Origin of the sequence: Streptomyces sp. NPDC046887 (assembly GCF_040644755.1) — a bacterium.
Taxonomy (GTDB): Bacteria; Actinomycetota; Actinomycetes; order Streptomycetales; family Streptomycetaceae; genus Streptomyces; species Streptomyces lichenis.
This window is the reverse complement of sequence record NZ_JBEYXH010000007.1, coordinates 140,426-164,151: the sequence shown is the minus strand read 5'-3', so window position 1 is coordinate 164,151 and position 23,726 is coordinate 140,426. Positions and strand designations below refer to the sequence as shown.

The following is a 23,726-nucleotide window of genomic DNA, read 5'->3' as shown; positions in this document are numbered from 1 at the left end:
CGGGTGAAACCGCAGCTCATGCCGCATATCGCGCCCATCGGGGCTCACCCGGTGGGCGCCGCGCGTTCTTCAGAGCCTCTTATGAGCCCGTGCAACCCTGAGGGCCGCTTACCCGTCTGACAAGCCGGACAGCGTCCGCTTGTCCCGGCCGGGGGGTAGCGGGATCAGCAAGGACTGGGGAGAGCATGGCCGACAAGGGCAAGAGCAGCCGCATACGCGCCACCGGACGCCGCCGCCGGCCGCTGGGCAAGGGGCGCCGGGCGGCCCGCGTCACCGCCTGGTCGGCCGCTGGTGTGGTCCTGGTCGGCGGCTGCGGCCTCGGCTACGCGTACTACACACTCAACGGCAACATCGACAGCGTGGACATCAACGCCGCGCTCAACGGCGACAACCGCCCGCAGAACGTGGACAACGGCTCCATGGACATCCTCGTCCTGGGCTCCGACTCCCGGGCCGGGGCCAACGGCGACTACGGCAAGGACGAGGGCGCGGCCCGCTCCGACACCGCGATGATCGTCCACCTCTACGAGGGCCACAAGAAGGCCAGCGTGGTCTCCGTCCCCCGCGACACCATCGTCCAGCGCCCCGACTGCACGGCCGCCGACGGCTCCACCGCGTCCGGGCAGCGGCACGCCATGTTCAACACCGCCTTCGAGGCCGGCGGGCCCGCCTGCGCGGTGAAGACCGTGGAGCAGATGTCCGGCATCCGCATGGACCACTTCATCCAGGTCGACTTCACCGGCTTCAAGAAGCTGATCGACGACCTGGGCGGGGTGGAGGTCACCACCACCAAGCCGATCAAGGACGAGAAGAGCCATCTGGACCTGGCGGCCGGCACCCACACCCTGGACGGCGAGCAGTCCCTCGGCCTGGTCCGCACCCGCAAGAGCGTCGGCGACGGCAGCGACCTGGGCCGCATCCAGCTCCAGCAGGCCTTTATGAAGGCCTTCATCGAGCAGGCCACCTCGGTCGGGGTGTTCAGCAACCCCAAGAAGCTGTGGGACCTCGCCGACACCGCCACCAAGACGATCACCCCGGACTCCGAGCTGAACACCGTCAAGGAGCTGGCCGACTTCGCCGGGGGACTGCGCGGGCTGGGCGCCGACGACGTCAAGATGGTCACCCTGCCGGTGCAGTACGACCCCAGCGACCCCAACCGCGTGGTGCCGCTGGAGAAGCAGAGCCGCCAGGTGTGGGACGCCCTGCGCAAGGACAAGCCCATCCCCGCCTCCGCCACCAAGGACGCCGCGACGGGGCAGGCCGACGGCGTGCTGAAGTAGGGACGGAGACCGGCGGGGGCGGCCCGGAGCCCGCGCCCCGCTACGGACCGCCGGCCGCGTGTGCGGCCCGGCCGGGGCCTCCGGCCACGGCCCGTCGGCTTTGCGTACGCCCCGGCCCGCGGCCCGGCTGCCGCCTCCGTCCGCGGCCCGGCTGCCGCCCCCGCTTACGGCCCAGCCGGCGCCTCGGGCCGCGGCCCGTTTCCCCCGCTCGCGGCCCGGCTGCGGCCGAGGTCCCGCGCCCGGCCTGCGGCCCAGGCCCCCGCGCCCGGCCGCCGCCTCCGTCCGCGGCCGGTTTCCGCCGCCGCTCTCGGCCCGGCTTCCGCCCCGGCCGCGGCCCGGTCTCCCGCCCTCTCACGGCCCGGTTTCCGCCTCGGCTCGCGGCCCGGAATAGATCGGCCCCCACCCCGGTTTTGGGAGATACGGCCGGTCCTGGCAGACTGGTACGTCGGCTCCGGTTCACGCACCCGCATCCCGCGTCCTGCGACCCGGCGCCCTCCCGAACCTAGGAGACACCTTGAAGCGCGACATCCACCCCGAGTACGTCGAGACCCAGGTCAGCTGCACCTGCGGCGCGTCGTTCACCACCCGGAGCACCATCGGCAACGGCACCATCCGTGCCGAGGTCTGCTCCGAGTGCCACCCGTTCTACACGGGCAAGCAGAAGATCCTCGACACCGGTGGCCGTGTGGCCCGCTTCGAGGCCCGCTTCGGCAAGAAGGCCGCTTCCGGCACGAAGTAGCCCGTCACAGCGCCGGTTCCCGGCCGCCCCGGGCAGGGGTGGCGGGAACCGGCGTTTGCCGTCTCGCAGCAGCCCGTCGGCGGGGCCGGAACCAGCGCCCGCAGCCCCCACCGCGTACACCCCCCAGGAGCCCCCGAATGTTCGAGGCGGTCGAGGACCTCATCGGCGAACACGCCGACCTTGAGAAGACGCTCGCCGACCCCGCGGTCCACGCCGACCAGGGGCGCGCCCGTACGCTGAACAAGCGCTACGCCGAGCTGACGCCGATCGTCGCCGCGTACCGCGCCTGGCGGGGGACCGGTGACGACATCGCCACCGCCAAGGAACTCGCCGCCGACGACCCGGACTTCGCCGCCGAGGTCAAGGAGCTGGAGAAGCAGCGCGAGGAGCTCACCGACCGGCTGCGGCTGCTGCTGGTCCCGCGCGACCCCAGCGACGACAAGGACGTCATCCTGGAGATCAAGGCCGGCGCCGGCGGCGACGAGTCCGCCCTGTTCGCCGGGGACCTGCTCCGGATGTATCTGCGGTACGCCGAGCGCGTGGGCTGGAAGACCGAGATCATCGACTCCACCGAGTCCGAGCTCGGCGGCTACAAGGACGTCCAGGTGGCCGTGAAGGCCCGCGGGTCGCAGGAGCCGGGGCAGGGCGTCTGGGCGCGGCTGAAGTACGAGGGCGGGGTGCACCGCGTGCAGCGGGTGCCCGCCACCGAGTCCCAGGGCCGTATCCACACCTCCGCCGCCGGTGTGCTGGTCACGCCCGAGGCCGAGGAGATCGACGTCGAGATCAACCCCAACGACCTGCGGATCGACGTCTACCGCTCGTCCGGGCCCGGCGGGCAGTCGGTCAACACCACCGACTCCGCGGTGCGCATCACCCACCTGCCCACCGGTGTGGTCGCCTCCTGCCAGAACGAGAAGAGCCAGCTCCAGAACAAGGAGCAGGCCCTGCGCATCCTGCGCTCCCGGCTGCTGGCCGCCGCCCAGGAGGAGGCCGAGCGCAACGCCGCCGACGCCCGGCGCAGCCAGGTCCGCACCGTGGACCGCTCCGAGAAGATCCGCACCTACAACTTCCCGGAGAACCGCATCTCCGACCACCGCGTCGGCTTCAAGGCGTACAACCTCGACCAGGTCCTCGACGGCGAGCTCGCCGCCGTGATCCAGGCCTGCGTCGACGCGGACTCCGCCGCGAAGCTTGCCGCCGCGTAACGCCCGCTCCCGCAAGACGGCGCACCGGACCCGCACCCGCCCGCGCCGAGAAGTCCATCCGGAGGACCAGCGTGCAGCCACACACCGGGGGGCGCACCCCAGGCCCCCGCAGCCTGCTGCTTGCCGAGGTGGCCCAGGCCACCCAGCGGCTGGCGGACGCCGGCGTGCCCTCGCCGCGCTTCGACGCCGAGGAGCTGGCCTCCTTCGTGCACGGCGTCAAGCGGGGCGAACTGCACCTGGTCAAGGACGGCGACTTCGACGCCCGCTACTGGGAGGCGATCGCCCGCCGGGAGGCCCGCGAACCGCTCCAGCACATCACCGGCCGCGCCTTCTTCCGCTATCTGGAGCTCCAGGTCGGCCCCGGCGTCTTCGTGCCCCGCCCGGAGACCGAGTCGGTCGTCGGCTGGGCGATAGACGCGGTCCGCGCCATGGACGTGGTCGAACCGCTGATCGTGGACCTGTGCTCCGGCTCGGGCGCCATCGCGCTGGCCATGGCCCAGGAGGTGCCGCGCTCCCGGGTGCACGCGGTGGAGCTGTCCGAGGACGCCCTGGTGTGGACCCGGAAGAACGCCGAGGGGTCCCGGGTCACCGTCCACCAGGGAGACGCGCTCAGCGCGCTGCCCGAACTCGACGGTCAGGTCGACCTGGTGATCTCCAACCCGCCGTACATCCCGCTCACCGAGTGGGAGTACGTCGCTCCCGAGGCCCGCGACCACGACCCGCAGATGGCGCTCTTCTCCGGCGAGGACGGCCTGGACACCATCCGCGGCATCGAGCGCACCGCGCACCGGCTGCTGCGCCCCGGCGGCCTGGTCGTCATCGAGCACGCCGACACCCAGGGCGGCCAGGTCCCCTGGATCTTCCACGAGGGCGCCGGCTGGTCCGACGCCGCCGACCACCCCGACCTCAACAACCGCCCCCGCTTCGCCACGGCCCGGAAGGCGACGCCGTGACGTACCGAGTGACCACAGAAAGCAGGCACCGCTGATGGCACGGCGTTACGACACCAACGACGCGACGGACCGTACGACCGGTCTGCGCGAGGCCGCGTCCGCCGTGCGCCGCGGGGAGCTCGTGGTGCTGCCCACCGACACGGTGTACGGCATCGGCGCGGACGCCTTCAGCTCGGAGGCCGTGGCGGACCTGCTGGCGGCCAAGGGGCGGGGCCGCTCCATGCCCACCCCGGTGCTCATCGGCTCGCCGAACACCCTGCACGGCCTGGTCACCGACTTCTCCGAGCAGGCGTGGGAGCTGGTGGACGCCTTCTGGCCGGGCGCGCTGACCCTGGTCGCCCGGCACCAGCCGTCCCTCCAGTGGGACCTGGGCGACACCCGCGGCACCGTCGCCATCCGGATGCCGCTGCACCCGGTGGCCATCGAACTGCTCACCGAGGTCGGCCCGATGGCGGTCTCCTCGGCCAACCTGACCGGCCACCCCTCCCCGGAGGACTGCGACGCCGCCCAGAACATGCTGGGCGACGCGGTGTCGGTGTACCTGGACGGCGGGCCGACGCCCGGCATCGTGCCGTCCTCCATCGTGGACGTCACCGGGGAGCACCCGGTGCTGCTGCGGGCCGGCGCCATCGACGCCGACGAGCTGCGCAAGGTGGTACCCGACCTTGAGGTGGCCAGTTGACCGCCCCTGAGGGGCGTGGCATAGGCACCGAAGTGTTCCGCATCCTCCACGTCAGCACCGGCAACGTCTGCCGCTCGCCGATCACCGAGCGGCTGACCCGCCATGCCCTCGTCCACCGGCTCGGGAGCCCCGCCGGGGACACCGTGGGCGGGCTGATCGTGGAGAGCGCCGGCACCTGGGGCCACGAGGGCGCCCCGATGGAGGCCAACGCCGAGGCGGTGCTCGCCGACTTCGGCGCCGACGCCAGCGGCTTCACCGGCCGCGAACTGCTGGACGAGCACGTCATCCGCGCCGACCTGGTGCTCACCGCCACCCGCGACCACCGGGCGCAGGTGATCTCCATGGGCCACTCGGCGGGGCTGCGCACCTTCACGCTGAAGGAGTTCACCCGGCTGGTACGGGCGATAGACCCGGCGACCCTGCCGGACCCCCGGCAGGAGGGCATGGTCGAGCGGGCCCGGGCGCTGGTACGGGCCGCCGCCGCGCTGCGCGGCTGGCTGCTGGCGCCGAGCGCCGAGGCGGACGAGGTCAACGACCCCTACGGGGCGCCGATCACCTACTTCCGCTCGGTCGGCGACGAGATCAACCAGGCCCTGGACCCGGTGGTCACCGCGCTCACCGGCGTACCCACCCGGCACTGAGCCGCCCCGCCTCCTCTGTTCCAGCGCGCCGCCGCCGCGCCCCCGGCCTACATTGGGCATACGGGCCACGCACAGCCGCCTGGAGCCACCATGCCGACCGCCGCCGCCGACGCGGGCGCCACCGCCCAGCCGGGCACCGCGGGGCCCCGAGCGCCCCGCGAGCCGGGGTACGGGCCCTCGGCGGGCGCCCTGGGCCGCCAGGACCCCGAGCTGGCGGCCGTGCTCGCGGCCGAGGAGCGACGGCAGGCGGAGGGCCTGCAACTGGTCGCCGCCGAGAACTTCACCTCCCCCGCCGTGCTGGCCGCGCTCGCCTCACCGCTGGCGAACAAGTACGCCGAGGGCTACCCGGACGCCCGGCACCACGGCGGCTGCGAGGCGGCCGACCAGGCCGAGCGGATCGCGGTACGCCGCGCCTGCGCCCTGTTCGGCGCCGAGCACGCCAACGTCCAACCGCACTCCGGCTCCTCGGCCGTGCTGGCGGCGTACGCGGCGCTGCTGCGGCCCGGGGACGCGGTACTGGCCCTCGGCCTCGCGTACGGCGGGCACCTCACCCATGGCTCACCGGCCAACCTCTCCGGCCGCTGCTTCGACTTCACCGCCTACCGCACCGATCCGGCCACCGGACTGATCGACTACGACGAGCTTCGGGAGCTGGCCCGCCGGGTGCGGCCGCGGGCCATCGTCTGCGGGTCGATCAGCTATCCGCGCCACCTCGACTACGCGGCGTTCCGGGAGATCGCCGACGAGTGCGGCGCCTGTCTGATCGCCGACGCCGCCCATCCGATCGGGCTGGTGGCGGGCGGGGCGGCGCCCAGCCCGGTGCCGTACGCGGACGTGGTGTGCGCCACCACCCACAAGGTGCTGCGCGGTCCGCGCGGCGGGATGCTGCTGTGCGGCGCGGAGCTGGCCGAGCGGATCGACCGGGCGGTGTTCCCGTTCACCCAGAGCGGCGCCCAGATGCACACCATCGCGGCGAAGGCGGTGGCCTTCGGGGAGGCGGCGGAGCCGGACTTCGCCGAGTACACCGGGCGGGTGGTGATGAACGCCCGGGCGCTGGCCGGAGCGCTCGCCGAGCGGGGCGCTGGGATCGTCACCGGAGGCACGGACACCCATCTGATCGTCGCCGACCCCGCGCCGCTGGGGCTGGACGGGCGGGCGGCCAAGGCCCGGCTGGCGGCGGCCGGGATCGTGCTGGACAGCTGCGCGCTGCCGTACGGGGACGGGCGGCGCGGGCTGCGGCTGGGCACCGCCGCGGTCACCACCCAGGGCATGGGCCCGGGGGAGATGGACCATATCGCCGAGCTGTGCGCCCTGGCGCTGGCCGAGGGCCCGCACCCGGAGGAGGCGGAGCGGCTGCGCGGCCGGGTACGGGAGCTGGCGGCGGCCTTCCCGCGTTTTCCCGGGACGCGCGCGGACCCGTACGCGGAGGCGTTCCCGCCGTAGCCGCGGGGGCTTTCGGCGCGGTGCCGGGCCGGTGCCGCAACCGTCCGCCCTACCTGGGTGTCCTTGCTTGTGGGGCGGCGGGGCTAGGGTGTGGGGCTGAGATGGCCGGCGAGACTTGTGGGGCAGCCCGTGCGTGATTATCTGCTGACGCTCTGCGTCACGGCCGCGGTGACCTATCTGCTGACCGGTCCGGTGCGGAAGTTCGCCATCGCGGTCGGCGCGATGCCGGAGATCCGAGCCCGGGACGTGCACCGCGAGCCGACGCCGAGGCTCGGCGGAATCGCGATGTTCTTCGGGCTGTGCGCGGGGCTGCTGACCGCCGACCACCTGGCGAACCTCAGCAGTGTCTTCGAGCTGTCCAACGAGCCCCGGGCGCTGCTCTCGGGTGCCGCGCTGATCTGGCTGATCGGGGTGCTGGACGACAAGTTCGAGATCGACGCGCTGATCAAACTGGGCGGCCAGATGATCGCCGCGGGCGTCATGGTGATGCAGGGCCTCACCATCCTGTGGCTGCCCATCCCGGGTATCGGCACGGTGGCGCTGACCCAGTGGCAGGGCACCCTGCTGACGGTGGCGCTGGTGGTGATCACCATCAACGCGGTGAACTTCGTGGACGGCCTGGACGGGCTGGCCTCGGGGATGGTGTGCATCGCGGCCTGCGCGTTCTTCCTGTACGCCTACCGCCTCTGGTACAGCTACGGCATCGAGGCGGCCGCCCCGGCGACGATGTTCGCGGCCATCCTGATGGGCATGTGCGTGGGCTTCCTGCCGCACAACATGCACCCGGCGCGGATCTTCATGGGCGACTCCGGCTCGATGCTGATCGGGCTGATCCTGGCCGCCTCGGCGATCTCGATCACCGGCCAGGTGGACCCGGACACCCTGAAGATCTTCGAGGGTTCGACCCGGGAGGCCACCCACGCGGCGCTGCCGGTCTTCATCCCGCTGCTGCTGCCGCTGACCATCATCGCGATCCCGATGGCCGACCTGGTGCTGGCGATCGTGCGCCGCACCTGGAACGGGCAGTCGCCGTTCGCGGCCGACCGGGGCCATCTGCACCACCGGCTGCTGGAGATCGGCCACTCGCACAGCCGCTCGGTGCTGATCATGTACTTCTGGTCGGCGCTGATCGCCTTCGGGACGCTGTCGTACTCGGTCCACTCGGCGTCCATGTGGATCGTGCTGGCGATCGTGGCGCTGAGCGCCATCGGGCTGGTGCTGCTGCTCCTGCCGCGCTTCACCCCGCGCGCCCCGCGCTGGGCGGAGTCCTTCGTACCGCCGCGCTACCGCCGCCGGCGCCACCAGCCGACGGCCACCGAAGCCGACGCACTGCCTCCGTACGCCTACCAGGCGCCGGAGGACGGCGGCGAGGAGCGCGAGCCGGTGCCCGCCGGGGTCAGCGGGGCGACCGCGCTGAGCGCCCTCTCCGGTACGCACGAAAGGCGGAAGGCCGGAACGCGAGGCTGACGAAACCGCGTATCAGGGTCCATTACCAGACAAAGTGCGGCCCTGTCGTGCACACACGCGCGGGGTCACTCTCATGTGTGAGAGTAAGCACACCTTATGGGTAAAGACCTATTCAAATAGTTTGTGATACCGTTCACGAGACCCGGCGACAGAGCCGAAGGACCGTAGTGCGACGGTTCCTCAGCCCCGAGACACGCCTCGGACCGGGCCTACGCTCGTCCATGACGACACCCTGCCCCCACCAAGCAAGCGGAGATGCCGCCATGCCGTCCAACGACGCACGCACCCTTCTGTCCGCAGCCCTCCCCACCATCGGCGTCGGCGCGATCGCCGCCGTCGTGAGCGGTGTGGTCGCCGGCGGCAAGGGGGCGATCGGCGGCGTTGTCGCGACCGTGGTGACGGTTCTGTTCATGGCCGGCGGGCTGCTGGTGCTCCAGCGGACCGCCAAGAAGCTGCCCCACCTCTTCCAGGCGATGGGGCTGCTGCTCTACACCACGCAGATCCTGCTGCTCTTCGTCTTTCTCGCCGTCTTCAAGAACACCACGCTGTTCCACCCGCGGGCCTTCGCCTTCTCCCTGATCGCGACCACCCTCACCTGGATCGGCGCGCAGACGGTCGCGCACATGAAGGCCAAGACCCTCTACGTCGAACCGGAATCGAGCCGTCAGAGCGAGCGGACCACCGCCTCGTGACCTTCCGGAAGACCGAGGGGCGGGGCCGTCACCGTGCGGGGTAGGGCCGGGATAAAGGCGCGTTCGATGAACTGCTATCGTCCGGTGCCAACTGCGGCACTGCGGACGCGGGCATCCGAGCTGACGCCTGTTCCAGCGCGAGGCACGATGCCTGACCGCCGCCCCCACATCCGTAACACCAGTCCAGTGCCGAACAGCGGCCGTGCGCCGCGCCGACACAACGAGGTTGCCGTACCCATGCGCCATGCTGAAGGAGCCCGCGGTGAGTGCTGACCCGACGCAGGTGCTCGCCTTCGAGGTCGACTGCCACATCTTCGACGGATGCGGCTTTCCGGCCCCCGGCCTGCACTCCTTTGTCTTCGAGCCGCTGTTCACCGTCGGCGGTATCGACTTCAACAAGCCGATGCTCCTGGCGCTGATGAGCACGCTGGTCGTCGTGGGCTTCTTCTGGGCGGCGTTCAACAAGCCGAAGCTGATCCCCGGCAAGCTCCAGATGGTCGGTGAGGCGGGTTACGACTTCATCCGCCGCGGCGTCGTCTACGAGACCCTCGGCAAGCGCGAGGGCGAGAAGTACGTCCCGATCATGGTCTCGATGTTCTTCTTCATCTGGATCATGAACATCTGGTCGATCATCCCGGTCGCCCAGTTCCCGGTGACCTCCGTCATCGCCTTCCCGGCCGGACTGGCCGCGATCGTCTACATCATGTGGGTCAGCCTGACCTTCAAGCGCCACGGCTTCGTCGGCGGCTGGAAGAACATCGCCGGCTACGACAAGTCGCTCGGCCCGGTGCTCCCCGCGGTCATGGCGATCGAGCTCTTCTCGAACCTGCTGATCCGGCCCTTCACCCACGCGGTGCGGCTCTTCGCCAACATGTTCGCCGGGCACGTCCTGCTGCTGATCTTCACCATCGCCAGCTGGTACCTGCTCAACGGCATCGGCATCGCCTACGCCGGCGTCTCGTTCGTGATGGTGATCCTGATGACGGTCTTCGAGCTGTTCATCCAGGCGCTTCAGGCCTATGTCTTCGTCCTGCTGGCCTGCAACTACATCCAGGGCGCTCTCGCCGAGCACCACTGAGGCCGCAGGCCCCCAAGGACTTCGTCCAGGGGGGACCCCCACCAAGGACCTCCGTCCAGGGGACCCCCGGCTCCACCCCTGTCGTCCGGTGGCCAACCACCACCGGTCCGTGAAAAGAGAAGGAAGAAACGGCATGTCTGCTCTCGACACCCTCGCCGCCGTCAACCTCTACGGCAACCTCGGCTCGATCGGCTACGGCCTCGCGGCCATCGGCCCCGGCGTCGGCGTCGGCATCATCTTCGGCAACGGCACCCAGGCCCTGGCCCGTCAGCCCGAGGCGGCCGGCCTGATCCGCTCGAACCAGATCCTGGGCTTCGTGCTCTGTGAGGCGCTCGCCCTCATCGGTCTGGTCATGCCGTTCGTCTACCCGGTCGACTAATCCAGTTCGTCGGATCTTCCCCTTTCGACGAAAGGCAGTGACATGAGCCACCTGGTTCAGCTGGCGGCCGAGGAGGTCCAGAACCCCCTCCTCCCGCCGATTCCCGAGCTTGTCGTCGGCCTGATCGCCTTCGTGATCGTCTTCGGCGTCCTCGCCAAGAAGCTCCTCCCGAACATCAACAAGGTTCTGGAAGAGCGCCGCGAGGCGATCGAAGGCGGCATGGAGAAGGCCGAGGCCGCCAAGACCGAGGCCGAGAGCGTTCTGGAGCAGTACAAGGCCCAGCTCGCCGAGGCCCGCCACGAGGCCGCCCGGTTGCGCCAGGAGGCCACCGAGCAGGGCACCGCGATCATCGCCGAGATGCGCGCGGAGGGTCAGCGCCAGCGCGAGGAGATCATCGCCGCCGGCCACACCCAGATCGCGGCGGACCGCAAGTCCGCGGCCACCTCGCTCCGTCAGGACGTGGGCAAGCTCGCCACCGACCTGGCCGGCAAGCTGGTCGGCGAGTCCCTGGAGGACCACGCCCGCCAGAGCCGCACCATCGACCGTTTCCTCGACGAGCTTGAGGAGAAGGCCGAGGCCGCCCGATGAACGGAGCGAGCCGCGAGGCACTGGTCGCCGCACGCGAGCGTCTCGACGCGCTGACCGACTCCGCGTCGGTCGACGCGGCGAAGGTCGCGGGCGAACTGGCCGCCGTCACCGCGCTGCTCGACCGCGAGGTCTCGCTGCGCCGGGTCCTCACCGACCCGGCGCAGCCCGGCGAGGCCAAGGCCGTGCTGGCCGGACGGCTGCTCGGCGGTCAGGTGGGCGGCGAGACCGTCGACCTGGTCTCCGGCATGGTCCGCGCCCGCTGGTCGCAGTCCCGCGACCTGGTCGACGCGGTCGAGGAGCTGGCGAACACCGCCGACCTCACCGCGGCGCAGCGGGCCGGCGCCCTGGACGACGTGGAGGACGAGCTGTTCCGGTTCGGCCGGATCGTCGGCGCGAACAAGGAGCTGCGCTCCGCGCTGACCGACAAGGCCGCCACCGCCTCCGCCAAGTCCGGGCTGGTCCGCGGTCTGCTGGGCGGCCGGGCCAACCCGGTCACCGAGCGGCTGGTCGCCCGTCTGGTCACCGCGCCGCGGGGACGTAGCCTGGAAGCGGGACTGGAGTCCCTGTCCAAGCTCGCCGCCGCCCGGCGGGACCGGATGGTCGCGGTCGTCACCTCGGCGGTGCCGCTCAGCGACGGGCAGAAGCAGCGCCTCGGCGCCGCCCTGGCCACGCTGTACGGCCGCCACATGCACCTCAACCTCGACGTGGACCCCACGGTCCTCGGCGGGATCCAGGTGCGGGTGGGCGACGAGCTGATCGACGGCAGCGTCGCCAGCCGCCTCGGCGAGGCGGAACGGCGCCTGGCCGGCTGACGCCGGCCGCACACAAGCAACGCGTACAGAAGCAAGCAGTACCGAAGCAGTACCGACGGCCCGGTTGGGCCGTGCACAGGATGCAGAAGCTCTGGGGGCCCGCGGCGCCAGCCGCACCGGGCAGCACAGCCCCAGACCCCCATGAAGACTTCGGGCCCAACAAGGAGAGCAGGGAACCCAGATGGCGGAGCTCACGATCCGGCCGGAGGAGATCCGGGACGCACTGGAGAACTTCGTCCAGTCGTACAAGCCGGACGCGGCCTCGCGCGAGGAGGTCGGAACGGTCAGCCTGGCCGGCGACGGCATCGCGAAGGTGGAGGGCCTGCCCTCCGCCATGGCGAACGAGCTGCTGAAGTTCGAGGACGGCACCCTCGGCCTCGCCCTCAACCTTGAGGAGCGCGAGATCGGTGCCATCGTCCTCGGTGAGTTCAGCGGCATCGAGGAGGGCCAGTCGGTCACCCGCACCGGCGAGGTCCTGTCCGTCGCCGTCGGCGAGGGCTACCTGGGTCGCGTCGTCGACCCGCTCGGCAACCCGATCGACGGCCTCGGCGAGATCGCGACCGAGGGCCGCCGCGCCCTCGAACTGCAGGCCCCCACGGTCATGCAGCGCAAGTCGGTGCACGAGCCGATGGAGACCGGCTACAAGGCCGTCGACGCCATGACCCCGATCGGCCGCGGTCAGCGCCAGCTGATCATCGGCGACCGGCAGACCGGCAAGACCGCCCTCGCCGTCGACACGATCATCAACCAGCGCGACAACTGGCGCTCGGGCGACCCGGAGAAGCAGGTCCGCTGCATCTACGTCGCCATCGGCCAGAAGGGCTCCACCATCGCCTCCGTGCGCGGTGCCCTGGAGGACGCCGGCGCGCTGGAGTACACCACCATCGTCGCCGCCCCGGCGTCCGACCCGGCCGGCTTCAAGTACCTGGCGCCGTACACCGGTTCGGCCATCGGCCAGCACTGGATGTACCAGGGCAAGCACGTCCTGATCGTCTTCGACGACCTGTCGAAGCAGGCCGACGCCTACCGCGCCGTCTCCCTGCTGCTGCGCCGCCCGCCGGGCCGCGAGGCGTACCCGGGTGACGTCTTCTACCTGCACTCCCGTCTGCTGGAGCGCTGCGCCAAGCTCTCCGACGACATGGGCAAGGGGTCGATGACCGGTCTGCCGATCGTCGAGACCAAGGCCAACGACGTCTCGGCGTTCATCCCGACCAACGTCATCTCCATCACCGACGGCCAGTGCTTCCTGGAGTCCGACCTGTTCAACGCCGGCCAGCGCCCGGCCCTGAACGTCGGTATCTCGGTCTCCCGCGTCGGTGGCTCCGCCCAGCACAAGGCCATGAAGCAGGTCTCCGGCCGGCTCCGCGTGGACCTCGCCCAGTTCCGTGAGCTGGAGGCGTTCGCCGCCTTCGGTTCCGATCTGGACGCGGCCTCGAAGGCCTCGCTGGAGCGCGGCAAGCGCATGGTCGAGCTGCTGAAGCAGGCCCAGTACCAGCCGATGCCGACCGAGAACCAGGTCGTCTCGGTGTGGGCCGGCACCACCGGCCGGATGGACGACGTCCCGGTCAACGACATCCGCCGCTTCGAGTCCGAGCTGCTGGAGCACCTGCACCGCGACCACAAGGGCCTGATGGACTCGATCCGCGAGGGCGGCAAGATGTCCGACGACACCCTGACCTCGGTGTCCGACGCCATCGCCGGCTTCAAGAAGCAGTTCGAGACCTCGGACGGAAAGCTGCTGGCCGAGGACGCCCCGGCCGCCGCCAACGTCTCGAAGTGACGACGGAAGGGACCTGACTCATGGGAGCGCAGCTCCGGGTCTACAAGCGTCGTATCAAGTCCATCACGGCGACCAAGAAGATCACCAAGGCGATGGAGATGATCTCCGCCTCGCGCATCGTCAAGGCGCAGCGCAAGGTGGCGGCCTCCACGCCGTACGCGACCGAGCTCACCCGCGCGGTCACGGCGGTGGCCACCGGGTCGAACACCACGCACCCGCTGACCACCGAGAAGGACAACCCGGCCCGGGCCGCGGTGCTGCTCCTGACGAGCGACCGCGGTCTGGCGGGCGGCTACTCGGCCAACGCCATCAAGGCCGCGGACCAGCTGTCCGAGCGGCTGCGCGGTGAGGGCAAGGAGGTCGACACCTACATCGTCGGCCGCAAGGGTGTCGCCTACTACGGCTTCCGCGAGCGCAAGATCGCGGACTCGTGGACCGGCTTCACCGACCGCCCGGACTACGCGGACGCCAAGCGGGTCGCCGCGCCGCTCATCGAGGCCGTGGTCAAGGACACGGCCGAGGGCGGCGTGGACGAGCTCCACATCGTCTTCACCGAGTTCGTCTCGATGATGACGCAGACGCCCGTGCAGAACCGGATGCTGCCGCTCAGCATCGACGAGAAGGCGGAGGAGTCCGGCTCCAAGGGCGAGATCCTTCCGCTGTTCGAGTTCGAGCCGTCGGCCGAGGACGTCCTGGACGCCCTGCTGCCGCGGTACGTCGAGAGCCGCATCTACAACGCCCTGCTCCAGGCCGCCGCTTCCGAGCACGCCGCCCGGCGCCGTGCGATGAAGTCGGCGACGGACAACGCCGGAGAGCTGGTCAACGACCTCTCCCGGCTCGCCAACGCGGCCCGCCAGGCCGAAATCACCCAGGAAATCAGCGAGATCGTCGGTGGCTCCGCAGCCCTCGCCGACGCCGCGGGGAGTGACAGGTAATGACGACGACAGTTGAGACGGCCGCCGCCACGGGCCGCGTCGCCCGGGTCATCGGCCCGGTCGTCGACGTGGAGTTCCCCGTCGACGCGATGCCGGAGATCTACAACGCGCTGAAGGTCGAGGTCCCGGACCCGGCGACCCCCGGCGCGACCAAGACGCTGACCCTGGAGGTCGCCCAGCACCTGGGTGACGGCCTGGTCCGCACCATCTCCATGCAGCCCACCGACGGCCTGGTCCGCCAGGCCGCGGTGCGCGACACCGGCACCGGCATCACCGTGCCCGTCGGTGACGTCACCAAGGGCCGGGTGTTCAACACCCTGGGCGAGGTGCTCAACGACGAGGCCTCCACGGTCGCGTCCGCCGAGCGCTGGGCGATCCACCGCAAGGCCCCGGCCTTCGACCAGCTTGAGTCGAAGACCGAGATGTTCGAGACCGGTCTGAAGGTCGTCGACCTCCTCACCCCGTACGTCAAGGGTGGAAAGATCGGCCTCTTCGGTGGCGCCGGCGTCGGCAAGACCGTGCTGATCCAGGAAATGATCGTGCGTGTGGCGAAGCTGCACGACGGTGTGTCGGTCTTCGCGGGCGTCGGTGAGCGCACCCGTGAGGGCAACGACCTCATGGTGGAGATGGAGGAGGCCGGCGTTCTCGACAAGACCGCGCTGGTCTTCGGCCAGATGGACGAGCCCCCGGGCACCCGTCTGCGGGTCGCCCTGGCCGGTCTGACCATGGCGGAGTACTTCCGCGATGTGCAGAAGCAGGACGTGCTCTTCTTCATCGACAACATCTTCCGGTTCACCCAGGCCGGTTCCGAGGTGTCCACCCTGCTCGGCCGCATGCCGTCCGCGGTGGGCTACCAGCCGAACCTGGCGGACGAGATGGGCCTCCTGCAGGAGCGCATCACCTCGACCCGCGGTCACTCGATCACCTCGATGCAGGCGATCTACGTCCCCGCCGACGACCTGACCGACCCGGCCCCGGCCACCACCTTCGCCCACCTCGACGCGACGACGGTGCTCTCCCGTCCGATCTCGGAGAAGGGCATCTACCCGGCCGTGGACCCGCTGGACTCCACGTCCCGGATCCTGGACCCGCGTTACATCACGCAGGACCACTACGCCGCGGCCAGCCGCGTCAAGGGGATCCTGCAGAAGTACAAGGACCTCCAGGACATCATCGCGATCCTCGGTATCGACGAGCTCGGCGAGGAGGACAAGCTCGTCGTCCACCGTGCCCGCCGGGTGGAGCGCTTCCTGTCCCAGAACACCCACGCCGCCAAGCAGTTCACCGGTGTGGACGGCTCGGACGTGCCGCTGGACGAGTCGATCGCCGCGTTCAACGCGATCTGCGACGGCGAGTACGACCACTTCCCCGAGCAGGCCTTCTTCATGTGCGGTGGTCTTGAGGACCTCAAGAAGAACGCCAAGGAGCTCGGCGTCTCGTAAGAGGCTCCAGCCGTGACACGAGGGGGGCGGGGCTCGCCCCGCCCCCCTCGTCCACTCCCGGCCCCCCTGTTCGACCCCGCTCGACCCCGCTTCACCCGGAGCCCGGCGCCGCAGGCGTCCGGCGCCCCACTAGACTGACGAATGACACCCGGCCGGACGGCCGGGTGGAGACCCGAGGAGCCACCCTTGGCCGCTGAGCTGCACGTCGAGCTGGTCGCCGCGGACCGGAGTGTCTGGTCCGGCGAGGCCACCCTGGTCATCGCGCGCACCACCTCCGGCGACATCGGCGTCATGCCCGGCCACCAGCCGCTGCTGGGTGTGCTGGAGTCGGGCCCGGTGACCATCCGTACGAGTGACGGCGGGACCGTCGTCGCCGCCGTCCACGGCGGTTTCCTCTCGTTCGCCGACAACAAGCTCTCGCTGCTCGCCGAGATCGCGGAGCTGGCGGACGAGATCGACACCCAGCGCGCCGAGCGTGCGCTGGAGCGCGCCAAGTCCGACTCGGACGCCGCCGCCGAGCGGCGCGCCGACGTCCGGCTGCGCGCGGTGTCGGCGCACTAGCCCCGTCACCGACTGGTTGTGCCCTCAGCCGCGGTGCGGTCTGGAATCATCCGGACCGCACCGCGGCTGAGGTCGATGCAGGTGTACGCAGGTTGTATGCAGGTGTAACGCGGTCCGCTACGAGATGTGAGCGAGGAGGTCGGTGGAGATGTCCCTCGTTCTGCTGGTGAGCGCCCTGGTCGTCGCACTGGTGGTGATCGGGCTCTTCGTCTTCGGACTGCGCAGGCGGCTGATCCAGCGCTCCGGCGGCACCTTCGACTGCAGTCTGCGCTGGCAGGTGCCCGAGGCGGAGGGGCTGCCGCCGGGCACCGCGCCCTCCGGTAAGGGCTGGGTGTACGGCGTGGCCCGCTACGGCGGCGACCGGGTGGCCTGGTTCCGGATCTTCTCCTACGCCCCCCGTCCGCGCCGGACGCTGGAGCGCTCCGGCATCGAGGTGCTGGCCCGCCGGATGCCGGAGGGCGAGGAGGAGCTGGCGCTGCTGTCGGACTCGGTGGTGCTGGGCTGTCTGCACCACGGCCACCATGTGGAGCTGGCGATGAGCGAGGACGCCCTCACCGGCTTCCTCGCCTGGCTGGAGGCGGCGCCGCCCGGCCAGAGGGTCAATGTTGCATAGTTATTGATGTTGGCGCGGCCGCACCCGTCTCGGGTGCGGCCGCGTTGGCGTCGGCGCGGGCGACGGCCGCCCGTGCAGGTGGGGGCCGTCGTGGGGGAGCGACACCGCGCGTACGCCGGAAGGCGGCCCGTGACGGGGACTGCCCCCGCCCCGGACCGCCGGGTCCGTCAGGCGCTCACGGTCACTTCAGGCCGCCGCTGATCGCGGAGACCAGCTCGCCGTTGGCGGTGTCACCGCTGAACTCCCAGAAGAACGCGCCGCCCAGGCCCTGGTTCTTGGCCCAGGCCATCTTGGAGGTGACGGTCGCCGGGGTGTCGTAGCTCCACCAGTTGGTGCCGCAGTGCGCGTACGCGGTACCGGCGATGGTGCCGTTGGCCGGGCAGGAGGCCTTGAGGACCTTGTAGTCCTCGATGCCCTGCTCATAGGTGCCGGCCGCCGGTCCGGTGGCGGTGCCGCCCGGCTCCTTCTGGGTGACGCCGGTCCAGCCGCGGCCGTAGAAGCCGATGCCGAGCAGCAGCTTGGACGCGGGCACGCCCTTCGACTTGAACTTGGCGATCGCGTCGGCGGAGGTGAAGCCCTGCTGCGGGATGCCCGGGTACGAGGTCAGCGGCGAGTGCGGGGCCGTCGGGCCCTTGGCCGCCCAGGCGCCGAAGAAGTCGTAGGTCATCACGTTGTACCAGTCGAGATACTGCGCGGCGCCGCCGTAGTCGGCCGCGTCGATCTTGCCGCCGTCGGTGCCGTCGGCCGTGACGGCCGCGGTGACCAGGTTGTTGGCGCCGAACTTGGCGCGCATGGCCTGCATCATGTTCTTGAAGGCGGCCGGGCCGCTGGTGTCGCAGGTCAGACCGCAGGCGTTGGGGTACTCCCAGTCCAGGTCGATGCCGTCGAAGACATCGGCCCAGCGCGGGTCCTCCACCAGGTCGTAGCAGGACTGGGCGAAGGCGGCCGGGTTCTGCGCGGCCTGGCCGAAGCCGCCGGACCAGGTCCAGCCGCCGAACGACCACAGCACCTTGATGTGCGGGTACTGGGCCTTCAGCTTGCGCAGCTGGTTGAAGCTGCCGCGCAGCGGCTGGTCCCAGGTGTCGGCCTTGCCGTCCACCGACTGGTCGGCGGTGTACGCCTTCTCGTAGTCGGCGAAGCCGTCACCGATGGTGCACTTGCCGTTCTGCACGTTGCCGAAGGCGTAGTTGATGTGGGTGATCTTCTGCGCGGAGCCGGAGGTCACCAGGTTCTTGACGTGGTAATTGCGCCCGTAGACGCCCCAGTTGGTGAAGTAGCCCAGGTTGATCTTGGAGCCGGGGCCCGGGCCGGGGTCGGTGCCGCCGCCGGTGGTGCGGACCTTGACGGAGGCGCCGACCGGGCCGGTCTGGTCCTTGGAGTCACGGGCCTGGACGGCGTACGAGTAGTCGGTGCCGGCGGTGAGCCCGCTGTCGGTGTACGTCAGCCCGGTGACCGTGGCGACCTTGGCCCCGTCGCGCAGCACGTCGTAGTTCTTGACGCCGTTGTCGTCGGTGGCCGCGCCCCAACTGAGCTTCACCGAGGTGTCGGTGATCGCTGAGGCGGAAAGGGCGCCGGGGGCGCTGGGCGGGTTGTCGCCGGGGACCTGGGGCCCGCCGTCGCAGGAGCCGCCGTTCAGCTTGCAGCCGGTCGGGGAGCCGGGGCCGGAGCCGTTGAAGCCGAAGGAGACGGAGGCGCCCGGGGCGACGGTCCCGTTCCAGCCGACGTTCTTGGCGGTCCAGTGGTTGCCGCTGTTGGTGACGGTGGCGTCCCAGGCGGAGGTGACCTTGGTGCCGGCCGGGAAGTCCCACTCGACGGTCCAGGAGGACAGCGTGGTAGTGCCGGTGTTCTTCACCGTCCAGGAGCCGCCGAAGCCGGAGCCCCAGTCGGAGGTCTTGGTGAAGGTGGCGGTGGCCGAGGTGGCGGCCTGGGCGGGGGAGGCGAGGCCGACCATGGCGGCCAGCGGGAGCAGCAGCGCGGTGAGTCCGGCCGTGGCTCTGGCCCGGAATCTGCTGGTGCGCGGTCGTGCTTGAGTGCTCAACGGTGCTCCTCAAGATGCGGACGGACAGGGTGGGGGTCCGTGGTCCGTGGTGGGAGTGCGCGCCGTGAGCGTAGGAAGGTCTGGACCAATCGTCAATAGGTCCAGACCAAAGTAGAGGTGCCCGGATGGACCGGGGAAGGGTGCCCGAACGGCCGGGGGAGGGGTGCCCGGGGGGGTCCCGGGAAGGGTGTCCGGACGGTACGGGAAGGGGCGCCCGGACGGTACGGGGAGCGGTGCCCGAGGGGTCCTCGGTCAGACACCCAACTCCTGGGCCAGCACCGCCGCTTGCACCCTGCTGCGCAGCTCCAGCTTGGCCAGCAGCCGGCTCACATGGGTCTTCACCGTGGCCTCCGCCATCTCCAGGCGTACGGCGATCTCCGCGTTGGACAGCCCCTCGCCGAGGCAGGACAGCACCTCCCGCTCCCGCCGGGTCAGCGCCTCCAGCACCGCCGGATCGGTGCCCGTCCCCCCGCGCGGCGGCCGGCTCGGCGCGGCGAACTCCGCGATCAGCCGGCGGGTCACGGCCGGGGCGATCAGGCCTTCGCCGCGCGCCACCGTCCGTACCGCCTCCAGCAGGTCCCGGGCGTCCGCGTTCTTCAGCAGAAAGCCCGCCGCCCCCGCGCGCAGCGCCCCGAAGACATACTCATCCAGGTCGAAGGTGGTCAGCACCAGCACATCCGCCAGCCCCTCGGCCACCACCTGCCGGGTCGCCGACACCCCGTCCAGCCGGGGCATCTGCACATCCATCAGCACCAGGTCGGGCCGCAGCTCCCGGGCCAGCCGGACCGCCTCCTCGCCGTCCCCCGCCTCCCCGGCCACCTCGATGTCCGGGGCGCTGCGCAGGATCAGCACCAGCCCGGCCCGTACCGCGCTCTGGTCCTCGGCCACCAGCACCCGCACCGGCGCCGCCTCCACGTCCCGGGGGCCCGCGCCCCACTCCTCCGTACTCACGCCTCCGGCTCCCTGTCCTCCTCGGCGACGGGCAGCTCCGCCCGTACCCGCCACGTCTCCGACCCGCTCCCCGGATCCTCCACCGGGCCCGCCTCGAACACCCCGTCCAGCAGCGCGACCCGCTCGCGCATCCCGATCAGCCCGGCGCCCGACCCCGGCGCGCGCGGCCCCGGCCGCTCCCCGCGCGGGCTGACCACCTCCACCACCAGCCCCCGGTCCGAGGCGGCCAGCGAGACCACCACCTCCCCGGGCCCGGCGTGCTTGAGGGCGTTGGTCAGCGACTCCTGGACGATGCGGTACGCGGCCAGCTCCACCGGCGCGGGCAGCCGCAGCCCCGGCACCGGCTGATGGTCCAGCCGTATGGTCAGACCGCCCGCCGCCCCGTTCGCCCCGGCCTGCCGCACCAGCGCCTCCAGCCCGGCCAGCGTGGGCGCCGCCGCGGGCTGCTCGCCCTCCCCGCCGCCGTCCCGCAGCAGACCGATCAGCCGGCGCATCTCCGCCAGCCCCGCCACGCTGTTCTCCCGGATCACCCCGAGCGCCTCCCGGGTGGTGCGCTCGTCGTCCAGCGACTGGGCGGCGGTGGAGTGGATGGCGATCGCGGAGAGATGGCCGGCCACCACATCGTGCAGCTCCCGGGCCATCCGGGCCCGTTCGGCGGTGACCGCCTGGACCCGGTCCATCTCGGCCAGCAGCGCGGTCTGCTCGGCCCGCAGCCGCGCCGCCTCGGCGGCCTCCCGATGGTTGCGCACCACCGCCCCGCTGATCGCCGGGACGAAGGTGATCAGCGCGGTGACCAGCCCCGCCAGCAGCGCCAGGGCCTGCTGGTACCAGGCCACATAGCCGATGGTCAGGGCGGCGGCGACCATCGCCATGGAGACCGGCAGCCGGCGCGCGGTGGCCGGCGGCCCGTACACCACGGCCGCGTACACCAGGTCGGCGAAGAGGATGACGGTGGCCAGATTGCCCCGGGTGCAGGCGTCCAGGACCACCGCGAGCGTGCCGCCGGCCAGGGCGAACCGCGGCCGGCTGCGCCGTACCAGTGCCAGCGCGGACATCGCCACCAGCGGCACCAGCACCAGCCACCCGGCCGTCAGCGGCCGGTACTCGGTGGGGCCGCCGGAGTACAGCCCCAGGGACCACAGCAGCAGCCCGACCGCCAGCCCGCCGCCGCCCAGCAGCACATCGTCGCGGTGCGGACGGGGTGGCAGCAGCCGCAGGCCCCCCGGGGAAACTCTCACACCCCCATCCAACACGCCGCCCACCCGCCCCGGCGTCCCCGCCCCGGCCGAGCCGCCACCCCACCCCCCTCCGTCGAAGGATGCAGTGCGATCTCCTCACCGCCGACGACGATCCGGCCGCACCGCCCCGCCAGGCTGGAGGAACCGGGAAAGGAGACCCGCCGTGATCGTCACCCTCATCATCGTCTGCGAGGTCGGCTTCTGGGTGCTGCTGGCCGCCGGGCTCGGCGCTCGCTACCTGCTGCGGATGCCCCGCACCGGCGCCGCGCTGCTGCTCTGCGAACCGCTGCTGGAGGTGGTGCTGCTGGTGGCGACCGCGGTGGACCTGAAGAACGGGGCCGACCCCAGCGCCAAGCACGGCATCGCCGCGCTCTACATCGGCTACACCGCGGGCCATGGCCACCGCACCGTGAAGTGGCTCGACGGCCACGCCGCCCACCGCTTCGCCGGCGCCCCCAAGCCGCCCGGCCCGCCCCGCTACGGCCTGGCCCGCGCCGCCCACGAGGGCCGCGTCTGGCTCGGCACCCTCACCGCGGCGGCGGTCGCCACCGCCCTGCTCTGGCTGGCCATCCTCTACGTGGACGACCCCGCCCGCACGACCTCCCTGTACAGCTGGATGCACACCGCCTGGCGGGCAGCCGGCATCCACGGCCTGATCGCCCTCTCCTACGCCCTCTGGCCCAGAAAGGCCCCGGCCCGGGAACCGAAGCCCGAGCCGGAGCCGGTGGACGCCCGGCTGCGGTGACGGCCGGGGGCCGTTGCGGAGAGCGGTACGGGGGCCGCGCCCGGCCGTGTACCTCGGCGCCGGTAGCCCGGCGCGCCTCTCCGCTCAGGCCGCCGCCCCGCCGGCGTACCTCAGCGTTCGCCGCCCGGGACCCAGAGGACGTCCCCGACCTCCTTGTTGGCGGTGCGGGCGAGGATGAAGAGGAGGTCGGAGAGGCGGTTGAGGTAGGTGGCGGTGAGGGCGTTCATCGAGTCGCCGTGCTCCTCCAACGCGGCCCAGGTGGAGCGCTCGGCGCGGCGGACCACGGTGCAGGCCTGGTGCAGCAGGGCCGCGCCCGGGGTGCCGCCGGGGAGGATGAAGGAGCGCAGCTTCTCCAGCTCCTCCAGATAGCGGTCGCAGTCCGCCTCCAGCTTGTCGACGTAGGACTGCTCCACCCGCAGCGGCGGGTACTGCGGGTTCTCCACCACCGGCGTCGACAGGTCCGCGCCCACGTCGAACAGGTCGTTCTGCACCCGGACCAGGACCTTGACCACGTCCTCGGCCAGGGCGCCCAGGGCGATGGCGGTGCCGATCGCCGCGTTGGCCTCGTTGGCGTCGGCGTACGCGGCGATCCGCCGGTCGGTCTTGGCGGTGCGGCTCATGTCACCGAGCGCCGTGGTGCCCTTATCGCCGGTACGGGTGTAGATGCGCGTCAGATTGACCATGCGGCCAGCCTACTGAGCCGCCCGGCTATCGAGCCGCCCGGCGGAAGACCCGGGTGCCGATGGTCAGCCCGGCGATCGTGAGCGCGGCGGCGGCCAGCAGGCCCCAGAGCATCGCGGGACCGGTGTAGTCCCCGACGTACGCGGCGCGCATCGCGTCCACCAGGTACCGCAGCGGTGTCAGCCGGGAGAGCAGGTCCAGCCAGCCGGGCGCCAGCGCCATCGGCAGCATCAGCCCGGAGAGCAGCATCAGCGGCATGGTCGTGGCGTTGACCACCGGGCCGAACTCGTGCGGCGTGGCCACCCGCAGCGCCAGCGCGTACGAGAGGGAGGCCAGGGCCACCGTGAGCACCCCGGTGAAGGCGAAGCCGATCAGTACGCCGGCCAGTGGTGCGCGCAGCCCCATCGCGACCGCCACCAGCACCAGCAGCACCGCCTGGAGGACGAAGACCGCCCCGTCCCGCAGCACCCGCCCCAGCAGCAGGGCGAGCCGGCTGACCGGGGTCACCCGCATCCGCTCCACCACCCCGGTGCTCTTCTCCACGATGATCGCGAATCCGGCGAACGAAGCCCCGAAGAGCGCCAGTTGGAGCAGCAGTCCGGGGACCAGCACCTGCCAGGAGTCGCCCGCCCCGCCCAGCGGCAGACCGGTGAGCAGCGGCCCGAAGAAGAGGAGGTAGAGCAGAGGCATCAGCACGCCGAAGAGCGTCTGGAACCGTGAGCGCAGGGTCTGGCGGGCGTAGCGCGAGAAGACCAGTGCGGTGTCGTGCAGCAGCACGGAGAA

Annotated in this window: 24 protein-coding genes; 19 read left to right on the top strand and 5 right to left on the bottom strand. The window is 71.4% G+C overall.

Going from position 1 to position 23,726, the window contains the following annotated elements; translation table 11 throughout:
- Positions 1–185: 185 nt before the first annotated feature.
- From ABZ945_RS10215 to ABZ945_RS10130, 18 genes are all read left to right on the top strand, one after another.
- Positions 186–1,280: an LCP family protein gene (locus tag ABZ945_RS10215; protein ID WP_361266636.1), complete on the top strand. Its 1,095-nt coding sequence runs from the start codon at positions 186–188 to the stop codon at positions 1,278–1,280.
- Positions 1,281–1,794: 514 nt separating this feature from the next.
- Positions 1,795–2,019, top strand: a complete 225-nt coding sequence (gene rpmE / locus ABZ945_RS10210; protein ID WP_248632673.1) for a 50S ribosomal protein L31 — start codon at positions 1,795–1,797, stop codon at positions 2,017–2,019.
- 137 nt (positions 2,020–2,156) lie between these two features.
- Positions 2,157–3,224, top strand: coding sequence for a peptide chain release factor 1 (prfA, locus tag ABZ945_RS10205; protein WP_361266633.1), 1,068 nt, complete (start codon positions 2,157–2,159; stop codon positions 3,222–3,224).
- A 71-nt stretch (positions 3,225–3,295) separates the two neighbouring features.
- Positions 3,296–4,177 (top strand): peptide chain release factor N(5)-glutamine methyltransferase, encoded by an 882-nt coding sequence (prmC, locus tag ABZ945_RS10200; RefSeq protein ID WP_361266631.1) that lies wholly within the window; start codon positions 3,296–3,298, stop codon positions 4,175–4,177.
- Between the two features lie 34 nt (positions 4,178–4,211).
- A complete protein-coding gene (locus ABZ945_RS10195; protein WP_361266629.1) occupies positions 4,212–4,859 on the top strand; it encodes an L-threonylcarbamoyladenylate synthase in 648 nt (215 codons plus the stop codon).
- A complete protein-coding gene (locus tag ABZ945_RS10190) occupies positions 4,856–5,500 on the top strand; it encodes a protein-tyrosine-phosphatase (protein WP_361266627.1) in 645 nt (214 codons plus the stop codon). Before ABZ945_RS10195 ends, ABZ945_RS10190 begins: the two co-directional genes overlap by 4 nt.
- 90 nt (positions 5,501–5,590) lie before the next feature.
- On the top strand, positions 5,591–6,943 hold the full coding sequence (gene glyA, locus ABZ945_RS10185) for a serine hydroxymethyltransferase (RefSeq protein WP_361266625.1): 1,353 nt from the start codon (positions 5,591–5,593) through the stop codon (positions 6,941–6,943).
- A gap of 129 nt (positions 6,944–7,072) precedes the next feature.
- Entirely contained in the window at positions 7,073–8,410 is a 1,338-nt protein-coding gene (locus ABZ945_RS10180) for an MraY family glycosyltransferase (RefSeq protein ID WP_361266623.1), read from the top strand.
- A gap of 263 nt (positions 8,411–8,673) precedes the next feature.
- Positions 8,674–9,102: a hypothetical protein gene (locus ABZ945_RS10175; RefSeq protein WP_361266621.1), complete on the top strand. Its 429-nt coding sequence runs from the start codon at positions 8,674–8,676 to the stop codon at positions 9,100–9,102.
- A 244-nt stretch (positions 9,103–9,346) separates the two neighbouring features.
- Entirely contained in the window at positions 9,347–10,180 is an 834-nt protein-coding gene (gene atpB / locus ABZ945_RS10170; protein WP_361266619.1) for a F0F1 ATP synthase subunit A, read from the top strand.
- A 133-nt stretch (positions 10,181–10,313) separates the two neighbouring features.
- Positions 10,314–10,559 (top strand): ATP synthase F0 subunit C, encoded by a 246-nt coding sequence (gene atpE, locus ABZ945_RS10165; protein ID WP_361266617.1) that lies wholly within the window; start codon positions 10,314–10,316, stop codon positions 10,557–10,559.
- A 42-nt stretch (positions 10,560–10,601) separates the two neighbouring features.
- Positions 10,602–11,147: a F0F1 ATP synthase subunit B gene (locus ABZ945_RS10160; protein ID WP_361266615.1), complete on the top strand. Its 546-nt coding sequence runs from the start codon at positions 10,602–10,604 to the stop codon at positions 11,145–11,147.
- Positions 11,144–11,959, top strand: coding sequence for a F0F1 ATP synthase subunit delta (locus ABZ945_RS10155; protein WP_361266613.1), 816 nt, complete (start codon positions 11,144–11,146; stop codon positions 11,957–11,959). The genes ABZ945_RS10160 and ABZ945_RS10155 overlap by 4 nt, the downstream gene beginning before the upstream one ends.
- Positions 11,960–12,140: 181 nt before the next feature.
- On the top strand, positions 12,141–13,739 hold the full coding sequence (gene atpA, locus ABZ945_RS10150) for a F0F1 ATP synthase subunit alpha (RefSeq protein WP_361266611.1): 1,599 nt from the start codon (positions 12,141–12,143) through the stop codon (positions 13,737–13,739).
- A 20-nt stretch (positions 13,740–13,759) separates the two neighbouring features.
- The gene (locus tag ABZ945_RS10145) at positions 13,760–14,674 is read left to right on the top strand and encodes a F0F1 ATP synthase subunit gamma (protein WP_248632686.1); all 915 of its coding nucleotides are present in this window, start codon (positions 13,760–13,762) and stop codon (positions 14,672–14,674) included.
- Entirely contained in the window at positions 14,674–16,116 is a 1,443-nt protein-coding gene (gene atpD, locus ABZ945_RS10140; RefSeq protein ID WP_361266608.1) for a F0F1 ATP synthase subunit beta, read from the top strand. The genes ABZ945_RS10145 and atpD overlap by 1 nt, the downstream gene beginning before the upstream one ends.
- Before the next feature lie 186 nt (positions 16,117–16,302).
- Entirely contained in the window at positions 16,303–16,677 is a 375-nt protein-coding gene (locus ABZ945_RS10135) for a F0F1 ATP synthase subunit epsilon (protein WP_248632688.1), read from the top strand.
- Positions 16,678–16,825: 148 nt separating this feature from the next.
- Positions 16,826–17,290 (top strand): DUF2550 domain-containing protein, encoded by a 465-nt coding sequence (locus ABZ945_RS10130; protein WP_361266606.1) that lies wholly within the window; start codon positions 16,826–16,828, stop codon positions 17,288–17,290.
- A 181-nt stretch (positions 17,291–17,471) separates the two neighbouring features.
- On the opposite strand, the gene ABZ945_RS10125 is transcribed toward ABZ945_RS10130, so the two are convergent.
- The 3 genes from ABZ945_RS10125 to ABZ945_RS10115 all read right to left on the bottom strand — a co-directional run bounded on the left by ABZ945_RS10125 (position 17,472) and on the right by ABZ945_RS10115 (position 21,490).
- Entirely contained in the window at positions 17,472–19,241 is a 1,770-nt protein-coding gene (locus ABZ945_RS10125) for a glycoside hydrolase family 18 chitinase (RefSeq protein WP_361266767.1), read from the bottom strand.
- A gap of 339 nt (positions 19,242–19,580) precedes the next feature.
- Positions 19,581–20,228 (bottom strand): response regulator transcription factor, encoded by a 648-nt coding sequence (locus tag ABZ945_RS10120; protein WP_361266765.1) that lies wholly within the window; start codon positions 20,226–20,228, stop codon positions 19,581–19,583.
- 47 nt (positions 20,229–20,275) lie between these two features.
- On the bottom strand, positions 20,276–21,490 hold the full coding sequence (locus ABZ945_RS10115) for a histidine kinase (RefSeq protein ID WP_361266763.1): 1,215 nt from the start codon (positions 21,488–21,490) through the stop codon (positions 20,276–20,278).
- 190 nt (positions 21,491–21,680) lie between these two features.
- Between ABZ945_RS10115 and ABZ945_RS10110 the strand changes: the two genes are divergently transcribed.
- Positions 21,681–22,262, top strand: coding sequence for a hypothetical protein (locus ABZ945_RS10110; RefSeq protein WP_361266604.1), 582 nt, complete (start codon positions 21,681–21,683; stop codon positions 22,260–22,262).
- 110 nt (positions 22,263–22,372) lie between these two features.
- On the opposite strand, the gene ABZ945_RS10105 is transcribed toward ABZ945_RS10110, so the two are convergent.
- Positions 22,373–22,945, bottom strand: coding sequence for a cob(I)yrinic acid a,c-diamide adenosyltransferase (locus ABZ945_RS10105; RefSeq protein WP_361266602.1), 573 nt, complete (start codon positions 22,943–22,945; stop codon positions 22,373–22,375).
- 25 nt (positions 22,946–22,970) lie between these two features.
- Positions 22,971–23,720, bottom strand: coding sequence for an ABC transporter permease (locus ABZ945_RS10100; protein WP_361266600.1), 750 nt, complete (start codon positions 23,718–23,720; stop codon positions 22,971–22,973).
- Between the last annotated feature and the right edge of the window lie 6 nt (positions 23,721–23,726).

Excerpts from the sequence above, each read along its gene's own strand:
- ABZ945_RS10215 (WP_361266636.1), top strand. The coding sequence starts at position 186 with ATGGCCGACAAGGGCAAGAGCAGCCGCATACGCGCCACCGGACGCCGC.
- prfA (WP_361266633.1), top strand. The coding sequence starts at position 2,157 with ATGTTCGAGGCGGTCGAGGACCTCATCGGCGAACACGCCGACCTTGAG.
- ABZ945_RS10195 (WP_361266629.1), top strand. The coding sequence starts at position 4,212 with ATGGCACGGCGTTACGACACCAACGACGCGACGGACCGTACGACCGGT.
- glyA (WP_361266625.1), top strand. The coding sequence starts at position 5,591 with ATGCCGACCGCCGCCGCCGACGCGGGCGCCACCGCCCAGCCGGGCACC.
- ABZ945_RS10175 (WP_361266621.1), top strand. The coding sequence starts at position 8,674 with ATGCCGTCCAACGACGCACGCACCCTTCTGTCCGCAGCCCTCCCCACC.
- atpB (WP_361266619.1), top strand. The coding sequence starts at position 9,347 with ATGCTGAAGGAGCCCGCGGTGAGTGCTGACCCGACGCAGGTGCTCGCC.
- atpE (WP_361266617.1), top strand. The coding sequence starts at position 10,314 with ATGTCTGCTCTCGACACCCTCGCCGCCGTCAACCTCTACGGCAACCTC.
- ABZ945_RS10160 (WP_361266615.1), top strand. The coding sequence starts at position 10,602 with ATGAGCCACCTGGTTCAGCTGGCGGCCGAGGAGGTCCAGAACCCCCTC.
- ABZ945_RS10155 (WP_361266613.1), top strand. The coding sequence starts at position 11,144 with ATGAACGGAGCGAGCCGCGAGGCACTGGTCGCCGCACGCGAGCGTCTC.
- atpA (WP_361266611.1), top strand. The coding sequence starts at position 12,141 with ATGGCGGAGCTCACGATCCGGCCGGAGGAGATCCGGGACGCACTGGAG.
- ABZ945_RS10145 (WP_248632686.1), top strand. The coding sequence starts at position 13,760 with ATGGGAGCGCAGCTCCGGGTCTACAAGCGTCGTATCAAGTCCATCACG.
- atpD (WP_361266608.1), top strand. The coding sequence starts at position 14,674 with ATGACGACGACAGTTGAGACGGCCGCCGCCACGGGCCGCGTCGCCCGG.
- ABZ945_RS10130 (WP_361266606.1), top strand. The coding sequence starts at position 16,826 with ATGTCCCTCGTTCTGCTGGTGAGCGCCCTGGTCGTCGCACTGGTGGTG.
- ABZ945_RS10125 (WP_361266767.1), bottom strand. The coding sequence starts at position 19,241 with ATGGTCGGCCTCGCCTCCCCCGCCCAGGCCGCCACCTCGGCCACCGCC.
- ABZ945_RS10105 (WP_361266602.1), bottom strand. The coding sequence starts at position 22,945 with ATGGTCAATCTGACGCGCATCTACACCCGTACCGGCGATAAGGGCACC.